This window comes from Streptomyces sp. NPDC001507, assembly GCF_042894765.1.
Lineage (GTDB): Bacteria > Actinomycetota > Actinomycetes > Streptomycetales > Streptomycetaceae > Streptomyces.
The window spans coordinates 17,832-35,380 of the sequence record NZ_JBIAVV010000003.1 but is presented as its reverse complement, the minus strand read 5'-3'; the positions used below and the strand labels follow the sequence as shown (position 1 = coordinate 35,380).

At 70.8% G+C, this 17,549-nt stretch carries 12 protein-coding genes; 5 read left to right on the top strand and 7 right to left on the bottom strand.

Translation table 11 applies throughout. From position 1 onward, the window contains the following. The first annotated feature begins 198 nt into the window (after window positions 1–198). Together ACFY0K_RS10520 and galE are read left to right on the top strand one after the other, a co-directional pair. The gene (locus ACFY0K_RS10520) at window positions 199–1,416 is read left to right on the top strand and encodes a glycosyltransferase 87 family protein (protein ID WP_390639986.1); all 1,218 of its coding nucleotides are present in this window, start codon (window positions 199–201) and stop codon (window positions 1,414–1,416) included. A gap of 65 nt (window positions 1,417–1,481) precedes the next feature. Continuing rightward, window positions 1,482–2,462 (top strand): UDP-glucose 4-epimerase GalE, encoded by a 981-nt coding sequence (gene galE, locus ACFY0K_RS10515; protein WP_390639502.1) that lies wholly within the window; start codon window positions 1,482–1,484, stop codon window positions 2,460–2,462. A gap of 33 nt (window positions 2,463–2,495) precedes the next feature. On the opposite strand, the gene ACFY0K_RS10510 is transcribed toward galE, so the two are convergent. From ACFY0K_RS10510 to ACFY0K_RS10500, 3 genes are all read right to left on the bottom strand, one after another. Then, window positions 2,496–3,422: an RNA polymerase sigma-70 factor gene (locus ACFY0K_RS10510; RefSeq protein WP_390639501.1), complete on the bottom strand. Its 927-nt coding sequence runs from the start codon at window positions 3,420–3,422 to the stop codon at window positions 2,496–2,498. Window positions 3,423–3,483: 61 nt separating this feature from the next. Then, window positions 3,484–3,861, bottom strand: a complete 378-nt coding sequence (locus ACFY0K_RS10505; RefSeq protein WP_390639500.1) for a DoxX family protein — start codon at window positions 3,859–3,861, stop codon at window positions 3,484–3,486. Between the two features lie 80 nt (window positions 3,862–3,941). Further along, window positions 3,942–4,580, bottom strand: a complete 639-nt coding sequence (locus tag ACFY0K_RS10500; protein WP_352365145.1) for a TetR/AcrR family transcriptional regulator — start codon at window positions 4,578–4,580, stop codon at window positions 3,942–3,944. A 368-nt stretch (window positions 4,581–4,948) separates the two neighbouring features. On the opposite strand from ACFY0K_RS10500, the gene ACFY0K_RS10495 reads away from it, so the two are divergent. Together ACFY0K_RS10495 and ACFY0K_RS10490 are read left to right on the top strand one after the other, a co-directional pair. After that, window positions 4,949–5,866: an ABC transporter permease gene (locus tag ACFY0K_RS10495; RefSeq protein WP_390639499.1), complete on the top strand. Its 918-nt coding sequence runs from the start codon at window positions 4,949–4,951 to the stop codon at window positions 5,864–5,866. A 22-nt stretch (window positions 5,867–5,888) separates the two neighbouring features. Continuing rightward, a complete protein-coding gene (locus tag ACFY0K_RS10490) occupies window positions 5,889–6,755 on the top strand; it encodes an ABC transporter ATP-binding protein (protein ID WP_390639985.1) in 867 nt (288 codons plus the stop codon). Window positions 6,756–6,874: 119 nt separating this feature from the next. Here the strand turns inward: ACFY0K_RS10490 and ACFY0K_RS10485 are convergent, their stop codons facing one another. The 3 genes from ACFY0K_RS10485 to ACFY0K_RS10475 form a co-directional block, all read right to left on the bottom strand. Further along, complete coding sequence (locus ACFY0K_RS10485) at window positions 6,875–11,812, bottom strand: NAD-glutamate dehydrogenase (RefSeq protein ID WP_390639498.1); 4,938 nt, start codon at window positions 11,810–11,812, stop codon at window positions 6,875–6,877. 624 nt (window positions 11,813–12,436) lie between these two features. Next, window positions 12,437–13,102 (bottom strand): HAD family hydrolase, encoded by a 666-nt coding sequence (locus ACFY0K_RS10480; RefSeq protein ID WP_390639497.1) that lies wholly within the window; start codon window positions 13,100–13,102, stop codon window positions 12,437–12,439. Between the two features lie 92 nt (window positions 13,103–13,194). Next, complete coding sequence (locus ACFY0K_RS10475) at window positions 13,195–13,710, bottom strand: DUF6912 family protein (RefSeq protein ID WP_390639496.1); 516 nt, start codon at window positions 13,708–13,710, stop codon at window positions 13,195–13,197. A 337-nt stretch (window positions 13,711–14,047) separates the two neighbouring features. Here ACFY0K_RS10475 and ACFY0K_RS10470 point away from each other — a divergent pair, with 337 nt between their 5' ends. Further along, a complete protein-coding gene (locus ACFY0K_RS10470; RefSeq protein ID WP_382734155.1) occupies window positions 14,048–14,509 on the top strand; it encodes an Rv3235 family protein in 462 nt (153 codons plus the stop codon). A gap of 103 nt (window positions 14,510–14,612) precedes the next feature. Here ACFY0K_RS10470 and secA read toward each other — a convergent pair whose 3' ends face one another. Next, window positions 14,613–17,453, bottom strand: coding sequence for a preprotein translocase subunit SecA (gene secA / locus ACFY0K_RS10465; RefSeq protein WP_351958281.1), 2,841 nt, complete (start codon window positions 17,451–17,453; stop codon window positions 14,613–14,615). Window positions 17,454–17,549 lie beyond the last annotated feature (96 nt).

Here is a 17,549-nt window from a genome sequence, read left to right as displayed (position 1 = left end):
CATCCGCGCGGCTTACGCTCGCGGTCGATGAATCGCCACCCGTGCACTCCGCTTCCGCGCGTCCCGTTCGCCTCTGCTGTTCGACTCCCGCGTCTGCGCCGGCCGTCCGGCGCCTCGCGTCTCGCCCCGCGGCTCCCCCCGCGCCGCGTCACGCCGCTCCTCCGCCTCGCCGTCGCCTGGGCCGCGACGCGCGCGCTGATGCTGTGGCTCCTCGCCCACAACAACGAGCGAAGCCTGGGACACGGATCGGTCGCGCGCGAAGTATGGCGGCTCTACTTCCACTGGTACGGCGTGCTGTCGCACGGCGCGTTCCCGGCGCACGACACGCTGTGGCAGTACCCGCCGGGTGCCGGCGCGGTGCTGCTGGCGCCGGGGCTGGTGCCGGAACTGAGCTACTTCCAGGCGTTCGTGGCGCTCACCCTGGCCACCGACGCCCTGGTCACGGCGGCACTCGCCCGCGCGGGCAGGCGTCCCGGCCGCACCCTGCTCGGCGCGGCCCTGTGGACCGGCGGCCTGCCGCTGCTGCTGCACCTTCCGCTGGCCCGCTACGACGTGGAGGTCACCGCCTTCGCCGTGCTCTCCCTGCTGGCGCTGCAGCGCTCCACGCGCGCGTGCGGTGCGCTCGCGGCACTGGGCGCGCTGGTGAAGGTGTGGCCGGCGCTGGTGCTGCTGGGCCTGGAGCGCGGCCGCCCCACCCGCAGGGCGTGGCTGACCGCGGCCTTGACGGGGACCGTGACCCTGGCCGTCTTCGTGGTGTCGTTCCGCAACCCGCTCGCGTTCCTCCGTCAGCAGGGCGGCCGGGGCGTGCAGATCGAGTCGCTCGGCGGGACCGCGCTGAGCCTCGCGCGGCACGCCGGCTGGCCGGGCACCTCCCGCTACCAGTACGGCGCCATCGAGCTGGTCGGCCCGCACGTGCACGCGGTCGCGACCGCGTCCCTCGCGCTCACCGCGGCCGCCTTCGCGCTGCTGCTGGTGTGGCGAGTACGGGCCCGGCACTGGTCCCCGGCCACCCCGTACGACGCGGCGCTGAGCGCCGTACTCCTGTTCACCGTCACCAGCCGGGTGATCAGCCCGCAGTACATGATCTGGCTGCTGGGCCTGGCCGCCGTCTGCCTGACCTCGCGGCACACCACCCAGCGCCCGGTCGCCGCGCTGGTCCTGGCGGCGACCGCGCTCAGTGCCGTCGCCTACCCCGCGTTCTACGCCGAGGTCGTCCACTGCACCTGGACCGGTTGCCTGCTGATGCTGGCCCGCAACGGCCTGCTGGCCACCGCCGCCGTGCTCTCCCTGACCCGGCTGTGGCGCGCCACCCGGCGCCGCGAGGACACGTCGGGTGTCCGCATGACCGCGGTGCGTCAGGCCGCCCGTCCGCGGATGTCCGCGGCACCTGGTTCACTGAGGAGTGACCGCGGCTGACGACTGCGGCTGACGACCGCGGCTGACGAACACCACGGGCCAACTCACGGAGGGGACGGCCACACATGACCTGGCTGATCACCGGCGGCGCCGGTTACATCGGGGCGCATGTCGTACGCGCGATGGCGGAGGCGGGCGAGCGGACGGTGGTCTACGACGACCTGTCCACCGGCATCGCCGAGCGCCTGCCGCAGGACGTGCCGCTGGTGGTGGGCTCCATGCTCGACGGTGAGAAGGTCGCGCGGGTCCTGGCCGAGCACGAGGTCACCGGGGTCGTGCACCTGGCGGCGAAGAAGCAGGTCGGCGAGTCGGTGGACCGTCCGCTGCACTACTACCACGAGAACGTCGAAGGCCTGCGCGTCCTGCTGCAGGCCGTGACGGAGGCCCGGGTCCCGTCCTTCGTGTTCTCCTCCTCCGCGGCCGTCTACGGCATGCCGGACGTCGAGCTGGTGACGGAGGAGACGCCGTGCGTGCCGATGTCGCCGTACGGCGAGACGAAGCTGGCGGGCGAGTGGCTGGTCCGCGCGACGGGCCGGGCCACCGGCCTCGCCACGGCCTCGCTCCGCTACTTCAACGTGGCCGGCGCGGCCCGCCCCGAGCTCGCCGACGTCGGCGTCTACAACCTGGTCCCGATGGTCTTCGAGAAGCTCACGGAGAACGCCCCGCCGCGCATCTTCGGCGCCGACTACCCGACGCCGGACGGCACCACCATCCGCGACTACATCCACGTGGTGGACCTCGCCGAGGCCCACGTGGCCGCGGCCCGCGCCCTCCAGGCCGAGCCGGGCCGGACACTCACCCTCAACATCGGGCGCGGCGAGGGCGTCTCGGTCCGCGAGATGATCGACCGCATCAACACCGTCACCGGCTACGACCTCCCCCCGGCCGTCACCGCCCGCCGCCCGGGCGATCCGGCCCGCGTCGTCGCCTCAGCCGACCGCATCACCACCGAACTCGGCTGGAAGGCCAAACACGACGTCCACGACATGATCACCTCGGCCTGGTCCGGCTGGCTACGCCTGCATCCGGAGGCGGACCGGGGCTGAACACCGGCCTGGCCCAGGGTGTGTGGGGCCCCGTCACTCCACCGTCCTGCGGGCCTGTTTGAGTTCCTCGGAGACGGCCCAGGCGTCGGCCACGGGGCCCATGTGGGCGAGTTTGTCGGGGTTGAGGACGAGGCGGATGGTCTGGATGCGGCCGTCGAGGATGTCGAGGGAGAAGGTCTGGAGGACCTTGCCGTGGCGGTCGTGGAGGATCGCACCGGGCTGGCCGTTGACCTCGTGCCGTTCGGCGGTCACCTCGATGCGGGCCAGCGCCGGGAAGACGGCGGCGAGGAGGCGGGCCACGTTCTGGGCGCCCAGGACCGCGCGGGCCAGCTGCGGGGCCTTGCCGCCGCCGTCGCCGACCAGCGACACGTCGGCGGCGAGCAGGTCCTGGAGGGCGGCGACATCACCCTCGTGGAGGGCCTCGAAGAAGCGCGCGGCCAGCTCCTCGCGTTCCCTGCGGTCCGCCTCGAAGCGGGGGCGGCCCTCGGCCATGTGGCGCCGGGCCCGCACCGCCAGCTGGCGGCAGGCCGACTCCGAGCGGCCCACCGCCGACGCGACCTCGGGGAAGCCGAAGTCGAACACCTCGCGCAGGACGAAGACCGCGCGCTCCAGGGGGCTGAGCCGTTCCAGGAGGAGCAGGGCCGCCATCGACACCGAGTCGGCCAGCTCCGCCGACCTGACCGGGTCCTCGTAGGGGTCGGCGAGCAGCGGCTCGGGGAACCAGGGGCCGACGTACTCCTCGCGCCGGACCCGGGCCGAGCGCAGTACGTCCATCGAGATCCGGGTCACGGCGGCCGACAGGAAGGCCTTCGGCGACCTGATCTCCGCCGGTGAGCCGGCGAAGCGCAGCCACGCCTCCTGGACGGCGTCCTCGGCCTCGACGACGCTGCCCAGCAGCCGGTACGCGATCGAGAACAGCAGCGGCCGCAGCTCCTGGAACTCCTCGGTCCTGGTCTTCATGTCCACTCCCCCATGCCCCGTGCCCCCATGTCCCGTCGAAAGTGCCAGAAGTGCCCGAGGTTCAGAAGGAGCCGGGGCCGAACCGGCCCACCGCGACGACCAGCGCGAGGGCCAGGTAGAAGAGGTTCAGCGCCACGAACGCCCGCTCCCCGCGCCGACCGTGGGTGATCATCGCGCCGGCCATCAGCAGGACCCAGGCGGCGGCGGTCACCGGGACCAGTACCGGCGCGACGCCGGTGACGGCGGGCAGGACCAGGCCCGCCGCGGCCAGGAGTTCGAGGACGCCGAGCGTCCGCACGAAACCGTCGCCGACGTCACCGGTCCAGCCGCCCCCGTGCGCCGCGGCCAGCTTCTCCCTCGGCACGAACGTCTTGCTGATCCCGCCGGCCAGCGCCACCGCGGCGAGCAGCCCGGCGGTGATCCACAGCGCGAGGTTCATCGTCCACTCCCTGTTCGAGGATGCCTGCGCCCTCTACGACGAGACGGCCGCGCGGCCTGTGACATCCCCGGCCCGAGTGGTCACAGCGCCTTGAGCGCCTCCGTGGTCCCGCGGGCCAGCGCCGCCAGATACCCCTTCGGCAGCTTCGGAGTGCGGATCACCACCGAACGCCAGTACAGCGGGCCGGAGATCAGGTCCATCGCAAGGTCGTCGTCGAGGCCCTCGGCGAGTTCACCCCGCCGCTGCGCCGCCTCGATGATCTTGCTGGCGACGCCCTCCTGGCCCTCGCGCAGCGTCTTCTGCATGGCCTCGGCGATGTCGGGGTTGCGTGCCGCCTCGGCCTGCAGGTCCGGGATGATCTGCGAGGCGACCGGATGGCGCAGCGCACGGGACGTGACCTCGTACAGCAGCCGCAGGTCGCCCTCCAGGGAGCCGGTGTCGGGCACCGGCAGGCCCATCACGGCGAGGGCGGAGACGACGTCGAGGACCAGGTGCAGCTTGGAGCGCCAGCGGCGGTAGACGGCGGTCTTGCCGACGCCGGCGCGGCGCGCGATGCCCTCGATGGACATCCGGGCATACCCGACCGCCGCGAGCTCCTCGAAGACGGCGGCCCGGATGGCCTCGGTCACGTCCTCGCGGAGGACGGCCGCGCCGGCGGGGGCTCGTCGGCGCGGACGCGTCTGGGACTCCTCGGCGTTCGTCGTCATGTGTCCCAGCATAGGGGCGTAACGACGAAACGGTTGCGTTCCGACGACGCACCGACACCGGGCCGCCACCCGAACGCCGCAGCGGGCCCGCAACCCGGTCCGGCTGACCACGTCCCAGCTCACCGCCGTACCGAACACGCGCCCGCAGCACACCGCAACGAATCGGTCGCGCCAGCACCACGAAAGTGTTACGGCACACATCCGTCCGTGACGACGAAACGGTTGCGTTCCGACGCCAACTCGGCCTACGCTCCCGTTGCGACGATACGGTCCCGTCCCGACGTGAGAAAACGTAAAGAGAAGCGTAAGGAAACGCCGGATGACGGGCCCGGCGCCCAGCCGGGCGCCGCACCCCCACCCCCCGAGTGAAAGCAGCGGATGTGACCCAGGTTCTCCACACACCGCCCCCGGCCCCGGTCACGGCCGAGGACGACCTCGCGGCGCTCGCCGCCCGGCACGGTCTCTCGGTCAGCGGCGCCCGTCCCTCCCTGCCCCAGTACATCCGCCAGCTGTGGGAGCGACGGCACTTCATCGTCGCGTTCGCCACCGCCAAGCTCACCGCCCAGTACGCGCAGGCGAAGCTCGGCCAGGTCTGGCAGGTCATGACCCCGCTGCTGAACGCGGCCGTGTACTACTTCATCTTCGGTGTGCTGCTCGGTACCAAGCGCGGCGTGCCGGACTACATCCCGTTCCTGGTCACGGGCGTGTTCATCTGGACGTTCACGCAGAGCTCGATCATGGTCGGCACCCGCGCGATCTCCGGAAACCTGGGCCTCGTCCGCGCCCTGCACTTCCCGCGCGCCGCGCTGCCCATCTCCTTCTGCCTCCAGCAGCTTCAGCAGCTGCTGTTCTCGATGGCCGCCCTGGTCGTCATCCTGCTCTGCTTCGGCGTGCCGGTGTCCGCCTCCTGGCTGCTGGCGATCCCCGCGCTGATCCTGCAATTCGCCTTCAACGCCGGCTTCGCGATGATCATGGCCCGGTGGGGTGCCAAGACCCCGGACATCGCCCAGCTGATGCCGTTCATCCTGCGCACCTGGATGTACATCTCCGGCGTCATGTGGAACATCGACAAGCTGACCAAGAACCACCACGGTCTGCCGAGCTGGGTGAACCCGGTGCTCAAGGACAACCCGGCCGCCGTCTACATCGACCTGATGCGCTTCTCCCTGATCGACAGCTTCCACGCCAGCGAGCTGCCGCCGCACGTGTGGATCGTCGCGACCGGCTGGGCCCTGGTCTTCGGCGTCGGCGGGTTCATCTACTTCTGGAAGGCTGAGGAGACGTACGGCCGTGGCTGAGAACGTGAGCGACACCCCCAGCATGAGCGACACCCCCACTGTGCGGGAGTCCCGCGCCGTGAGCGACGTCCCCACCGTCGTCTGCGACGGCGTCGACATCGTCTACCGGGTCAACGGGACCGGCGCCGGAAGGGGCTCCGCCACCGCCGCCCTCAACCGCATGCTGCGCCGCAAGCAGGCGGAGCAGGCGGCCGGCGTCCGCAAGGTGCACGCGGTCAAGAACGTCTCCTTCGTCGCCTACAAGGGCGAGGCGATCGGCCTGATCGGCACCAACGGCTCCGGCAAGTCGACCCTGCTCAAGGCGGTCGCCGGCCTGCTCCCGGTGGAGAACGGCGCCATCTACACCGACGGCCAGCCCTCCCTCCTCGGCGTCAACGCGGCCCTGATGGGCGACCTGACCGGCGAGAAGAACGTCTACCTCGGCGGCCTCGCCATGGGCATGTCCCGCGAGGAGATCAAGGAGCGCTACCAGGACATCGTCGACTTCTCCGGCATCAACGAGAAGGGCGACTTCATCACCCTCCCGATGCGCACCTACTCCTCCGGCATGGGCGCCCGGCTCCGCTTCTCCATCGCCGCCGCCAAGGACCACGACGTCCTCCTCATCGACGAGGCCCTGGCCACCGGTGACGCGTCCTTCCGCATGCGGTCCGAGGAGCGGATCCGCGAGCTGCGCCAGCACGCGGGCACGGTCTTCCTGGTCAGCCACAACAACAAGTCCATCCGCGACACCTGCGAGCGGGTGCTGTGGCTGGAACGCGGTGTGCTGCGCATGGACGGGCCCACCGAGGAGGTCCTCGCCGAGTACGAGGCCTTCACCGGCGACAAGTCCGACAAGACCAAGGCGAAGCCCAAGCCGCAGCCGCAGGCCGCCGCCCAGCCTTCCTGAAGCCGGTCCCGTTCCGGGCCACCGACGTGAGTTCCCGGACACCGACATGAAAGGCGCCCCGAGCCGTCACCGGCTCGGGGCGCCTTTCATGTCGTACGGATACGACTACGGCTGCGCTCCTACGAATGCGTGCGCAGCAGCGTCCGCATCGTCCGCATGGCCACCGAGAGGTTGGCCAGGTCGAAGGAGTCCGAGCTGCGGATCTCCTCCAGGGTGGTGCGGGCCCGGCCCAGGATCGCGGCGTTCTTCTGCTCCCAGGCCTGGTAGCGCTGCTCGGGCGTCGCCGTGCCGTCGCCCGCGGCGAGTACGTCGGCGGTGAGCATCGCGTGGGCCGCGTACAGGTCCTCGCGGATGGAGGCGCGGGCCATCGACTGCCAGCGGTCGGCCCGCGGGAGCTCGATGATGCGGTCCATCAGCTGGGTGACGCCGAGCCGGTCGGCGAGGTCGTAGTAGACCTCGGCGACGTCCAGCGGCTCCTTGCCCGTGCGGTCGGCCACCGAGACGATGTCCAGCGCCGGGAAGGCGGAGGAGAAGCCGGCCACGCGGGTGGCGATCTCGGCGGGCACACCGGCGCCGGACAGCTCGTCGTACACGTGCTGGTACCACTCCAGGTCCGCGCCGCGCAGCAGCTTCGGCAGCTGCTGCCAGACCTGCTCGACCCGCTCGGAGAAGAAGTCGACGGTCTCCAGGAGCTGGAGCGGCTGCGGCCGGTTGTTGAGCAGCCAGCGGGTGCCGCGCTCCACCAGGCGGCGGGAGTGCAGCCGGATCCGGGTCTGGACGGCCGCGTCGACCTTGTTGTCCAGCTCCTCGACCGCGTCCCACACCGGGGCCGAGCGGAAGATCGCGCGGGCCGCGGTCTGCGCCCGGACGATCTCCTCCAGGGAGGCCCCGGTCTCCTCGCGAAGCCGGTGCAGGTAGGTCGTACCACCGGTGTTGACCGTGTCGTTGACCAGCACCGTGGTGGTGATCTCGCGGCGCAGCGGGTGGGTGGCGAGCGCGGCGGCGAACCGCTCGCGCAGAGCCGTCGGGAAGTATGCGTGCAGCAGGCTGCTCAGGTACGGGTCGTCCGGCAGCGTGGTGGCCAGCAGCTCGTCGGCGACCGTGATCTTCGTGTACGCCAGCAGCACGGCCGTCTCCGGGCCGGTCAGACCCTGGCCGGTGCCGATGCGCTCGCGGATCTGGCGGTCGGTGGGCAGGAACTCCAGGGCCCGGTCGAGGTGGCCTTCCCTGACCAGGTGGCGCAGGAAGCGCTGCTGGGCGTGGAGCATGTCCCCGGACTGGGCGAGCGCGTTGGCGATCGCCACGTTCTGCGCGTAGTTGTTGCGCAGCACCAGGGCGCCGACCTCGTCGGTCATCTCGGCGAGCAGCTTGTTGCGCTGCTTGACCGTCATGTCGCCGTCGGCGACCGCGCCGTTGAGCAGGATCTTGATGTTCACCTCGTGGTCGGAGGTGTCCACGCCGGCGCTGTTGTCGATCGCGTCGGTGTTGATCTTGCCGCCCTGGCGGGCGAACTCGATCCGGCCCAGCTGGGTCAGGCCCAGGTTGCCGCCCTCGCCGACGACCTTGACGCGCAGGTCGGCGCCGTCGACCCGGATGGCGTCGTTGGCCTTGTCGCCGACGTCCGCGTTGGACTCGGTCGACGCCTTGACGTAGGTGCCGATACCGCCGTTCCACAGCAGGTCGACCGGTGCGCCGAGGATCGCCTTCATCAGGTCGGCCGGGGTCAGCTTGGTGACCTTCTCCTCGATGCCGAGGGCCTCGCGGATGTGGCTGTTGACCGGGATGGCCTTGGCGCTGCGCGGGAAGATCCCGCCGCCGGCCGAGAGCAGGTCGGTGTCGTAGTCGCCCCAGCTGGAGCGGGGCAGGTCGAACAGGCGGCGGCGCTCGGCGTAGGAGGTGGCCGCGTCCGGGTTCGGGTCGATGAAGATGTGCCGGTGGTCGAAGGCGGCGACCAGGCGGATGTGCTCGCTGAGCAGCATGCCGTTGCCGAACACGTCACCGGACATGTCACCGATGCCGACGACCGTGAAGTCCTCGGTCTGGGTGTCGACACCCAGCTCCCGGAAGTGCCGCTTCACGGACTCCCAGGCGCCGCGCGCGGTGATGCCCATGCCCTTGTGGTCGTAGCCCGCGCTGCCGCCGGAGGCGAAGGCGTCGCCGAGCCAGAAGTTGTAGCTGCCGGCGACCTCGTTGGCGATGTCGGAGAACGTCGCGGTGCCCTTGTCGGCCGCGACCACCAGGTAGGTGTCGTCCTCGTCGTGCCGGACCACGTCCTGCGGGGGCACGACGTCGCCGGCCACCATGTTGTCGGTGATGTCGAGCAGCGCCGAGATGAACGTCTTGTAGCTGGCGATGCCCTCGGCGAGCCAGGCGTCCCGGTCCACGCCCGGGTCGGGCAGCTGCTTGGCGACGAAGCCGCCCTTGGCACCGACCGGCACGATGACGGTGTTCTTCACCATCTGCGCCTTGACCAGGCCGAGGATCTCGGTGCGGAAGTCCTCACGCCGGTCGGACCAGCGCAGACCGCCGCGCGCGACCTTGCCGAAGCGCAGGTGCACGCCCTCGACACGCGGCGAGTACACCCAGATCTCGAACGCCGGGCGGGGCGCAGGGAGGTCCGGGATGGCCTGCGGGTCGAACTTCATGGAGACGTAGGAATGCGGCTTGCCCTCGGCCGTCTCCTGGAAGAAGTTGGTGCGCAGCGTCGCCTTGATGACGGTCAGGAAGGAACGCAGGATGCGGTCCTCGTCGAGGCTCGCCACCTGGTCGAGCGCCGCGTCCAGCTCCTCCAGCAGGGCGTCGGTGATCTCCAGGCCGGCCTTCTGCCGGTCCGGCGACATCCGCGCCTCGAACAGGGAGACGAGCAGCCGGGTGGTGTGGACGTTGTTGCGGAGAGTGGTCTCCATGTAGTCCTGGCTGAACGTGGAACCGGCCTGCCGCAGGTACTTCGCGTACGCCCGCAGCACCATCGCCTGCCGCCAGCTCAGCCCGGCGCTCAGCACCAGCGCGTTGAAGCCGTCGTTCTCCGCCAGGCCGGTCCAGGTCGCCGCGAACGCGTCCTGGAAGCGCTCACGGCCGTCGTCGCCCAGGTAGTCGCCGTTGCCGCCGCCGGACACCTTCGGCATGCGCAGCCCGAAGTCGTAGATCCACGCGGTCGTCCGGTCCGCGCAGCGCAGCTCGTAGGGCCGCTCGTCGATCACCTCGACGCCCAGCCGGTTCAGGACCGGCAGCACGGCCGACAGGGAGATCGCCGCACCCTTGCGGTAGATCTTGAAGCGGCGCTCGCCGGGAGCGGCGCCCACCGGCTCGTAGAGGCTGAGCGCGAAGTCGTTGCCCGGCTCCTCGGTGAGCCGCTCCAGGTGGACCAGGTCGGCGACCGCCGCGCGCGGTGTGTGGTCGGCCTTGTAGCCCTCGGGGAAGGAGTTGGTGTAGCGGCGCTGCAGCTCGGCCGCGCGCTCCTCGCCGCACTCGGCGTTGAGCGCCTCGGCGAAGGCGTCGGCCCAGGAGCGGGCCGCCTCGACCAGGCGGGCCTCGATGCGGTCCTTGTCGGCGTCGGACAGCTCGGGCAGCTCGGTGCCCTGCGGGACACGGACGACGAAGTGCAGCCGGGAGAGGATCGACTCGGTGTTCCAGGCCGTGAAGTCGACGCTGATGCCGCCGAGCTCCTCCTTCAGGATGTCGATGATCCGTAGCCGGACACCCGTGGTGTAGCGGTCACGCGGGAGGTAGACGAGGGCCGAGTAGTAGCGGCCGTACTCGTCCTGGCGCAGGTACAGCCGCAGCCGGCGGCGCTCCTGGAGGTACAGGACGGACGTGACGATCGACTCCAGCTCCGGGACCGGGGTCTGGAACATGTCGTCGCGCGGGTAGGTCTCCATGATCTGCATCAGGTCGCGGCCGTCGTGGCTGTTGGGCGAGAAGCCCGCCCGCTCCAGCACCTCTTCGACCTTGCGGCGGATGACCGGCACCCGGCGCACCGACTCGGTGTAGGCGGCGGACGAGAACAGGCCCAGGAAGCGGCGCTCACCGACCACGTTGCCGTCCGCGTCGAACTTCTTGACGCCGATGTAGTCCAGGTACGACGGCCGGTGCACGGTCGCCCGGCTGTTCGCCTTGGTGAGGACGAGGAGCTTGTGCTCACGGGCCTTGGCGCGCGCGTCGGCGGGGAGCCGCTCGAAGGAGGGGCTGACCGGGTGGCCCTCCTCGCCGGCGTGCTGCGGGTCGGAGCGCAGGATCCCCAGGCCGGTGCCGGGCACGGCGGCCAGCGAGTCGTCCTCGCGCAGCTGGTACTCGCGGAAGCCGAGGAAGGTGAAGTGGTCGGCGGCCAGCCAGCGCAGCAGCTCGCGGGCCTCCTCCACCTCGGGGCGCGGCAGGTCGGCCGGGACCGGCTCCTCGCCGAGGCTCTCGGCGACGCGGACGGCCGCCTCCCGCATCTTCTCCCAGTCCTCGACGGCCTCACGGACGTCGGAGAGCACGCGCAGCAGGTCGGCGGTGATCTGCTTGAGGTCGGAGCGGTCGGTCTCGCGGTCGATCTCGACGTGGATCCAGGACTCGGTGTACGCGTCGTGCGGCAGTTCGTCGCCGAGGGCCGGGGTGGGCAGCACCTCGATCATCTTGCCGGTGAGGTCGCGGCGGACCGCGATCTGGGGGTGGATGACGACGTGGATCCCGCGCCCCTGCCGGGTCAGCTCATTGGTGACCGAGTCCACGAGGAAGGGCATGTCGTCGGTGACGACCTCCACCACGGTGTGGGTGCAGGTCCACCCGTTCTCCTCGACGGTCGGGGTGTGCACCCGGACGTTCGCGGTGCCCTGGGGGCGGGTCTCGGCGAGGCGGTAGTGCGAGACGGCCGCGCCGAAGACGTCGACCGGGTCGCGGTCGGCCAGGTCCTCCGGTGCGGTGTGCAGGTAGTAGCGCTGGAGGAACGCGAAGACGGACTCCTGATCCGCCTCTCCCGTCGTCCCAGTCGGTAGGTGCCCCCCGGCCGGGCTGTTCTCAGCTACCCGGGCGGCCCGATCGAGCAGCTCGGCCTTTGCTTCGTCCAGCTTGGTCTGCATTGTCCTCTGGCTCCTGTCGCGCGCCATTGCGTGACGTAGAAGGAAGTACGGGCTCTTCCCCCTGCGGCTCGACGCCACGGCCGGGTTCTCCGGTCCGCTCCGACGCTATGCCGCAAGGTGAGACGAGCGGGGGGTATTGAGCCATATTTGAGCTGCTCCGCAGGTGTGATGCTGCTCTCGGCAGCGCTCCTGCCTGGGCCGCCTTCGGCGCCCTCCGCCCGGGAAGACCAGCGACCGCCGCCCGGTCACGGAGGTGTTCCGTGCTCACCGGGCGCAGGGCAGGGGCACCGATGCCCCCGCGAACTATCGCGCTGATCACGCCACCCAGGCTATCGCTCCCGACCGGGGGGCCGTCATGAGCCGTATGTGTACAAAACAGGGGGTGGAACTTTGACGTTCTGCACAGGGGCGCTGCGCCGGCTCGGCCGATGTGGGGGTTGGGGGGTGGCTGAAAACCGGCGGTGAGGGTGCGGGCGCGTGGGGGCTGGTCGCGCAGTTTCCCCGCGCCCCTTACGGGGCCACATAGCTGCGGGCAGTCGTGCCGCTGGCGCGGCACGGGTGGGCGCGGCGGCACCCCGCCAACGCGGGCGAGTGAAACCCCCGGCCCAGCCCACCCGCACAGGCTCACGCCACCAGGCGCTCCGCCTCCTCGACCGCCTCCGCCAGCGAGTCCACGACCGGCACCCCGGCCTCCTCCAGGCTCTCCCTGCCGTGCGACCCCCCGGTGTACAGCACCGCCTTCGCCCCCGCCGCCCGCGCCGCCACCGCGTCGTCCGCCGCGTCCCCGATCACCACGGTCCGGCCCGGCCGCACATCCGCCAGCTGCCGCAGATGCCGCACCATGTGCTCGGCCTTGCTGCCCCCCGACGGTCCGACCCGCCCCTCCACCCGTATGAAGTGCGGCTCGATCCCGAACCCGCGCACCAGCGGGACCAGTTCGTCATGCACGTACATGCTCAGCAGCGACTGGCTGCGCCCCGCCGAACGCCACCCCGCCAGCAGCTCGGCCGCCCCCTCGGTCAGCCCGCACCTGACACGGTGCTCGGCGTAGTACCGGTGGAAGATCACGTCCATGACCTCCCACTCGGCCTCCGTCGGCAGCCGCCCCATCAGCCGCTCGTAGAACTTCGGCACCGGCACGCAGTACAGCGCCCGGTACTGGTCCAGCGTGATCGGCGCCAGGCCCAGCTCGGCCGAGGCCGCGTTCGTCGCCCCGATGATCGCGTCGTTGTCATGGAACAGCGTCCCGTTCCAGTCCCAGACAATGTGTGCGCTTTCGTGCTTCCCCATGCCAAAAACGCTACCCGCCGCCACTGACAATCAAGACCGGGGGCACATCACCGCAGGTCACAGGTGCCCCGTCGGGCCCCCTCGGCCTCGTCTCAGTCGTCGAGCCCCACCAGGCCCGGGATCTCCTGCGTGGCGTACCAGAGCAGTTCGTGGTCCTCGGCCCCGTCCACGACGAACTGCGCGTCGTCGTCACCGCCGTCCGCCGCCGCCAGCGCCCCGGCGGCCGCCGTCACGTCCTCCTCGGCGTCGTCGGAGTCGACGTGCACCGAGGCCGCCCTGGCCAGCGCCACCGTCCCGGTCACCCGGACCTCGCCCAGCGCCGCCGGGTCGAGCCCGCGGTCCGGGTCGGCCGCCGCCGTGCCGTCGGGCACGTCGACGGCGACCACGACCCGGCGCCGCATCGCGTCCGGGTCGGCGGCCAGCAGCCGCAGGGAGGCCAGCGCGGCGCGGTTGAGCGCGGCGTACTCCAGTTCCTCCATGTCGTCGGAGAGGTACCACTCGCGCAGCGCGGGCGTCACGGCGTAGGCGACGAACGGACCGGTCCCCAGCTCGCCCGTCTTGTGCGCCTCGGCAAGCCCGGGGAGGGTCAGGGGGACGTAGACGCGCATGGCTGGGCCGCTCTCTTCTGGACTCTTCACTCTGCTTCGGCATGACCCCCGGAGGAGGCCTGGCGCCTTCCGGAGGGCCTTCAGGATACGTGCGGGCGTCCCCTTTCGGGTCCCGGGCGGTGACCTCGGGGGCGTCCATCCGGCGCCCCGGGATTCACCCGGTCCTGCCGCCCGCCCGGCGGGTTTCCGGCACCCCCGACCACTCGGATAGGTGAACATTCCCGGGCCCCCGACACGGACCGCCGCTGCCTTGCTGTCGCCGTCCCGGCCCCCGTACAAGATCCGTAACCGAAAGTTACCGCCCGGTACCCGCCGGGCCCGCCGAACGGGGACCCCCATGAACAAGGTCATGACCAGGACCGCCCAGCTCCGCCCGGCCACCCGGCCCCCCGGCCGCCGCGACTCACGCCGTCCCGGCGCCCCCTCCTCCCGTCGGCCGCTCACGCCTCCGGCGGCCCCGCCGGGCCCCCGTCCCACCGACCTCTTCGCGGAGCGTCTGCTGGCCGTCCTGAGCGGCCGCCGCCCCGTCCACTGGATGCTCCGGCACACCGCGGGACAGGCCTACGACGACCTGGCCCGCCTCGCCGAATGCGGCCCCCTGCGCACCCGCGGCGCCGACCCCGTCGTCCGCGACATCGGCTACTACGTCCCCCGCTCGGGCGCCCTGGAGGTCTTCGCCCGCATCGCCGCGGGCGACCGGCTGCGCGCACTGGCCTTCCGCCTGGAGCAGAGCGCGGACCTGCGCTGGCGCTGCACGGCGGTGGAGATGGGCGGCCCACGCCCGTCGCACGGCCCCTGACGGCCGGAGCCCGGCCGGGCCGCCCGCCGTGTCCACCCCATGCCGAAGGGCCGGCCCCCCTCTCCAGGGTGACCGGCCCTCGCGAACGCTCCTCGGCGCCGGGTTACTTCCTGCGGCCGCGGCGGCTCTTCGCCTGCTTGCGGCGCTCGGCACGCGTCAGGCCGTCGGCCTCGGACCGGGCCGGCTCATCGTCGTCGTAGTCGAAGTCGCCCTCGACGAGGCCGCCCTCGCCGTCCACCGTGGCGGCCGAGAAGTGCATGCCCCGCCGCTGCGGCGCCTCGAGACCCTTCGCGCGGATCTCGGGACGCGAGCCCGCCTGGGCCGGCACCGCGTCCTGGACGCCCGCCGCCTCGGTGTCCTCGACCGGGACCTCCTCGACCTGCTGCTCGACCTGGACCTCCAGGTTGAACAGGTAGCCGACGGACTCCTCCTTGATGCCGTCCATCATCGCGGTGAACATGTCGAAGCCCTCGCGCTGGTACTCGACCAGCGGGTCCTTCTGGGCCATCGCGCGCAGGCCGATGCCCTCCTGGAGGTAGTCCATCTCGTAGAGGTGCTCGCGCCACTTGCGGTCCAGGACCGACAGGACGACCCGGCGCTCCAGCTCACGCATGATCTCGGAGCCGAGCTGCGCCTCGCGCGACTCGTACTGCTCGTGGATGTCGTCCTTGATGGACTCGGAGATGTACTCGGCGGTCAGGCCCGCACGGTCGCCGGCCGCCTCCTCCAGCTCCTCGACGGTGACCTTGACCGGGTAGAGCTGCTTGAAAGCGCCCCACAGACGGTCGAGGTCCCAGTCCTCCGGGAAGCCCTCCGCGGTCTCCGCGCCGACGTACGCGTCGATCGTGTCGTCCATGAAGTGCTGGATCTGCTCCTGCAGGTCCTCGCCCTCCAGGACACGGCGGCGCTCGCCGTAGATGACCTCGCGCTGGCGGTTGAGCACCTCGTCGTACTTCAGGACGTTCTTACGGGTCTCGAAGTTCTGCTGCTCGACCTGCGACTGCGCGGACGCGATCGCACGGGTGACCATCTTGTTCTCGATCGGCACGTCGTCCGGCACGTTCGCCATGGACATCACGCGCTCGACCATCTGGGCCTTGAACAGGCGCATCAGGTCGTCGCCGAGGGAGAGGTAGAAGCGGGACTCGCCGGGGTCGCCCTGACGCCCGGAACGGCCGCGCAGCTGGTTGTCGATCCGGCGCGACTCGTGCCGCTCGGTGCCCAGGACGTAGAGCCCGCCGAGGTCCTTGACCTCCTCGAACTCCGCCTTGACCGCCCGCTCGGCCTTCTCCAGGGCGGCGGGAAGGGCCTGCGCCCACTCCTCGATGTGCTCGTCGGGGTCGAGGCCGCGCTGGCGCAGCTCCGCCTCGGCGAGGTCCTCGGGGTTGCCGCCGAGCTTGATGTCCGTACCGCGGCCGGCCATGTTGGTGGCCACCGTGACGGCGCCCTTGCGGCCGGCCTGGGCGACGATCGAGGCCTCGCGCTCGTGGTGCTTGGCGTTGAGAACCTCGTGCTGGATGCCGCGCTTGGAGAGCTGCTGCGAGAGGTACTCCGACTTCTCCACGGAGGTCGTGCCGACCAGGATCGGCTGGCCCTTCTCGTGCTTCTCCGCGATGTCGTCGACGACCGCCTCGAACTTGGCGACCTCGGTGCGGTAGATCAGGTCCGACTGGTCCTTGCGGATCATCGGCCGGTTCGTGGGGATCGGGACCACACCGAGCTTGTAGATCTGGTGGAACTCGGCGGCCTCGGTCATGGCCGTACCGGTCATGCCGGACAGGCCGGGCAGTTCCTTGCCGTTGTGGTCGTGGCGCTTGTAGAGGCGGAAGAAGTTCTGCAGGGTGATCGTGGCGAGCGTCTGGTTCTCGTCCTTGATGTCCACCCCTTCCTTCGCCTCGATCGCCTGGTGCATGCCCTCGTTGTAACGGCGGCCGGCGAGGATACGGCCGGTGTGCTCGTCGACGATCATGACCTCGCCGTCGAGGACGACGTAGTCCTTGTCCCTCTTGAAGAGCTCCTTCGCCTTGATGGCGTTGTTCAGGTAGCCCACCAGAGGCGTGTTGACCGACTCGTAGAGGTTGTCGATGCCCAGCCAGTCCTCGACCTTGCTGACGCCGGACTCGTGGATGGCGACGGTGCGCTTCTTCTCGTCGACGTCGTAGTCGCCGGTCTCCTCCTGGCCCTTGAGCGGGTTGCCGGCCTCGCCCTTCTTCAGGCGCAGGACCAGCTTGGCGAAGTCGCCGTACCACTTGGTGGCCTGGTCGGCCGGGCCGGAGATGATCAGCGGCGTACGGGCCTCGTCGACCAGGATGGAGTCGACCTCGTCGACGATGGCGTAGTTGTGGCCGCGCTGGACGAGCTCGTCCTGGGCCCACGCCATGTTGTCGCGCAGGTAGTCGAAGCCGAACTCGTTGTTCGTGCCGTACGTGATGTCGCAGGCGTACTGCTCGCGGCGCTGGGCCGGCGTCATGTTGGCGAGGATGCAGCCGACGCTCAGGCCCAGGAACTTGTGGACGCGGCCCATCATCTCGGAGTCGCGCTCGGCCAGGTAGTCGTTGACCGTGATGAGGTGGACGCCCTTGCCCGACAGCGCGTTGAGGTACGCGGGCAGGGTGCCGACGAGGGTCTTGCCCTCACCGGTCTTCATCTCGGCCACGTAGCCGAGGTGGAGGGCCGCACCGCCCATGATCTGCACGTCGTAGTGGCGCTGGCCGAGGGCGCGCTTGGCGGCCTCGCGGACGGTGGCGAACGCCTCGGGGAGCAGGTCGTCGAGGCTCTCACCGTCGGCATAGCGCTGCTTGTACTCATCGGTGAGGGCCCGCAGCTCGGCGTCGGAGAGGTCGACGAAGTCCTCTTCGATGGAGTTGACCTGGTCCGCGATGCGGTGCAGCTTGCGCAGGATCTTGCCTTCGCCTGCACGCATGATCTTCGAGAGGACGGACACGGGGGTTAGTCTCCTTGCCGGTCGGGCCTGGGAGGGTCGGTTTCCATTTGACGTACTGAGCAACGGCCATCGTATGCGAGGACCCGGCCGTGTCGG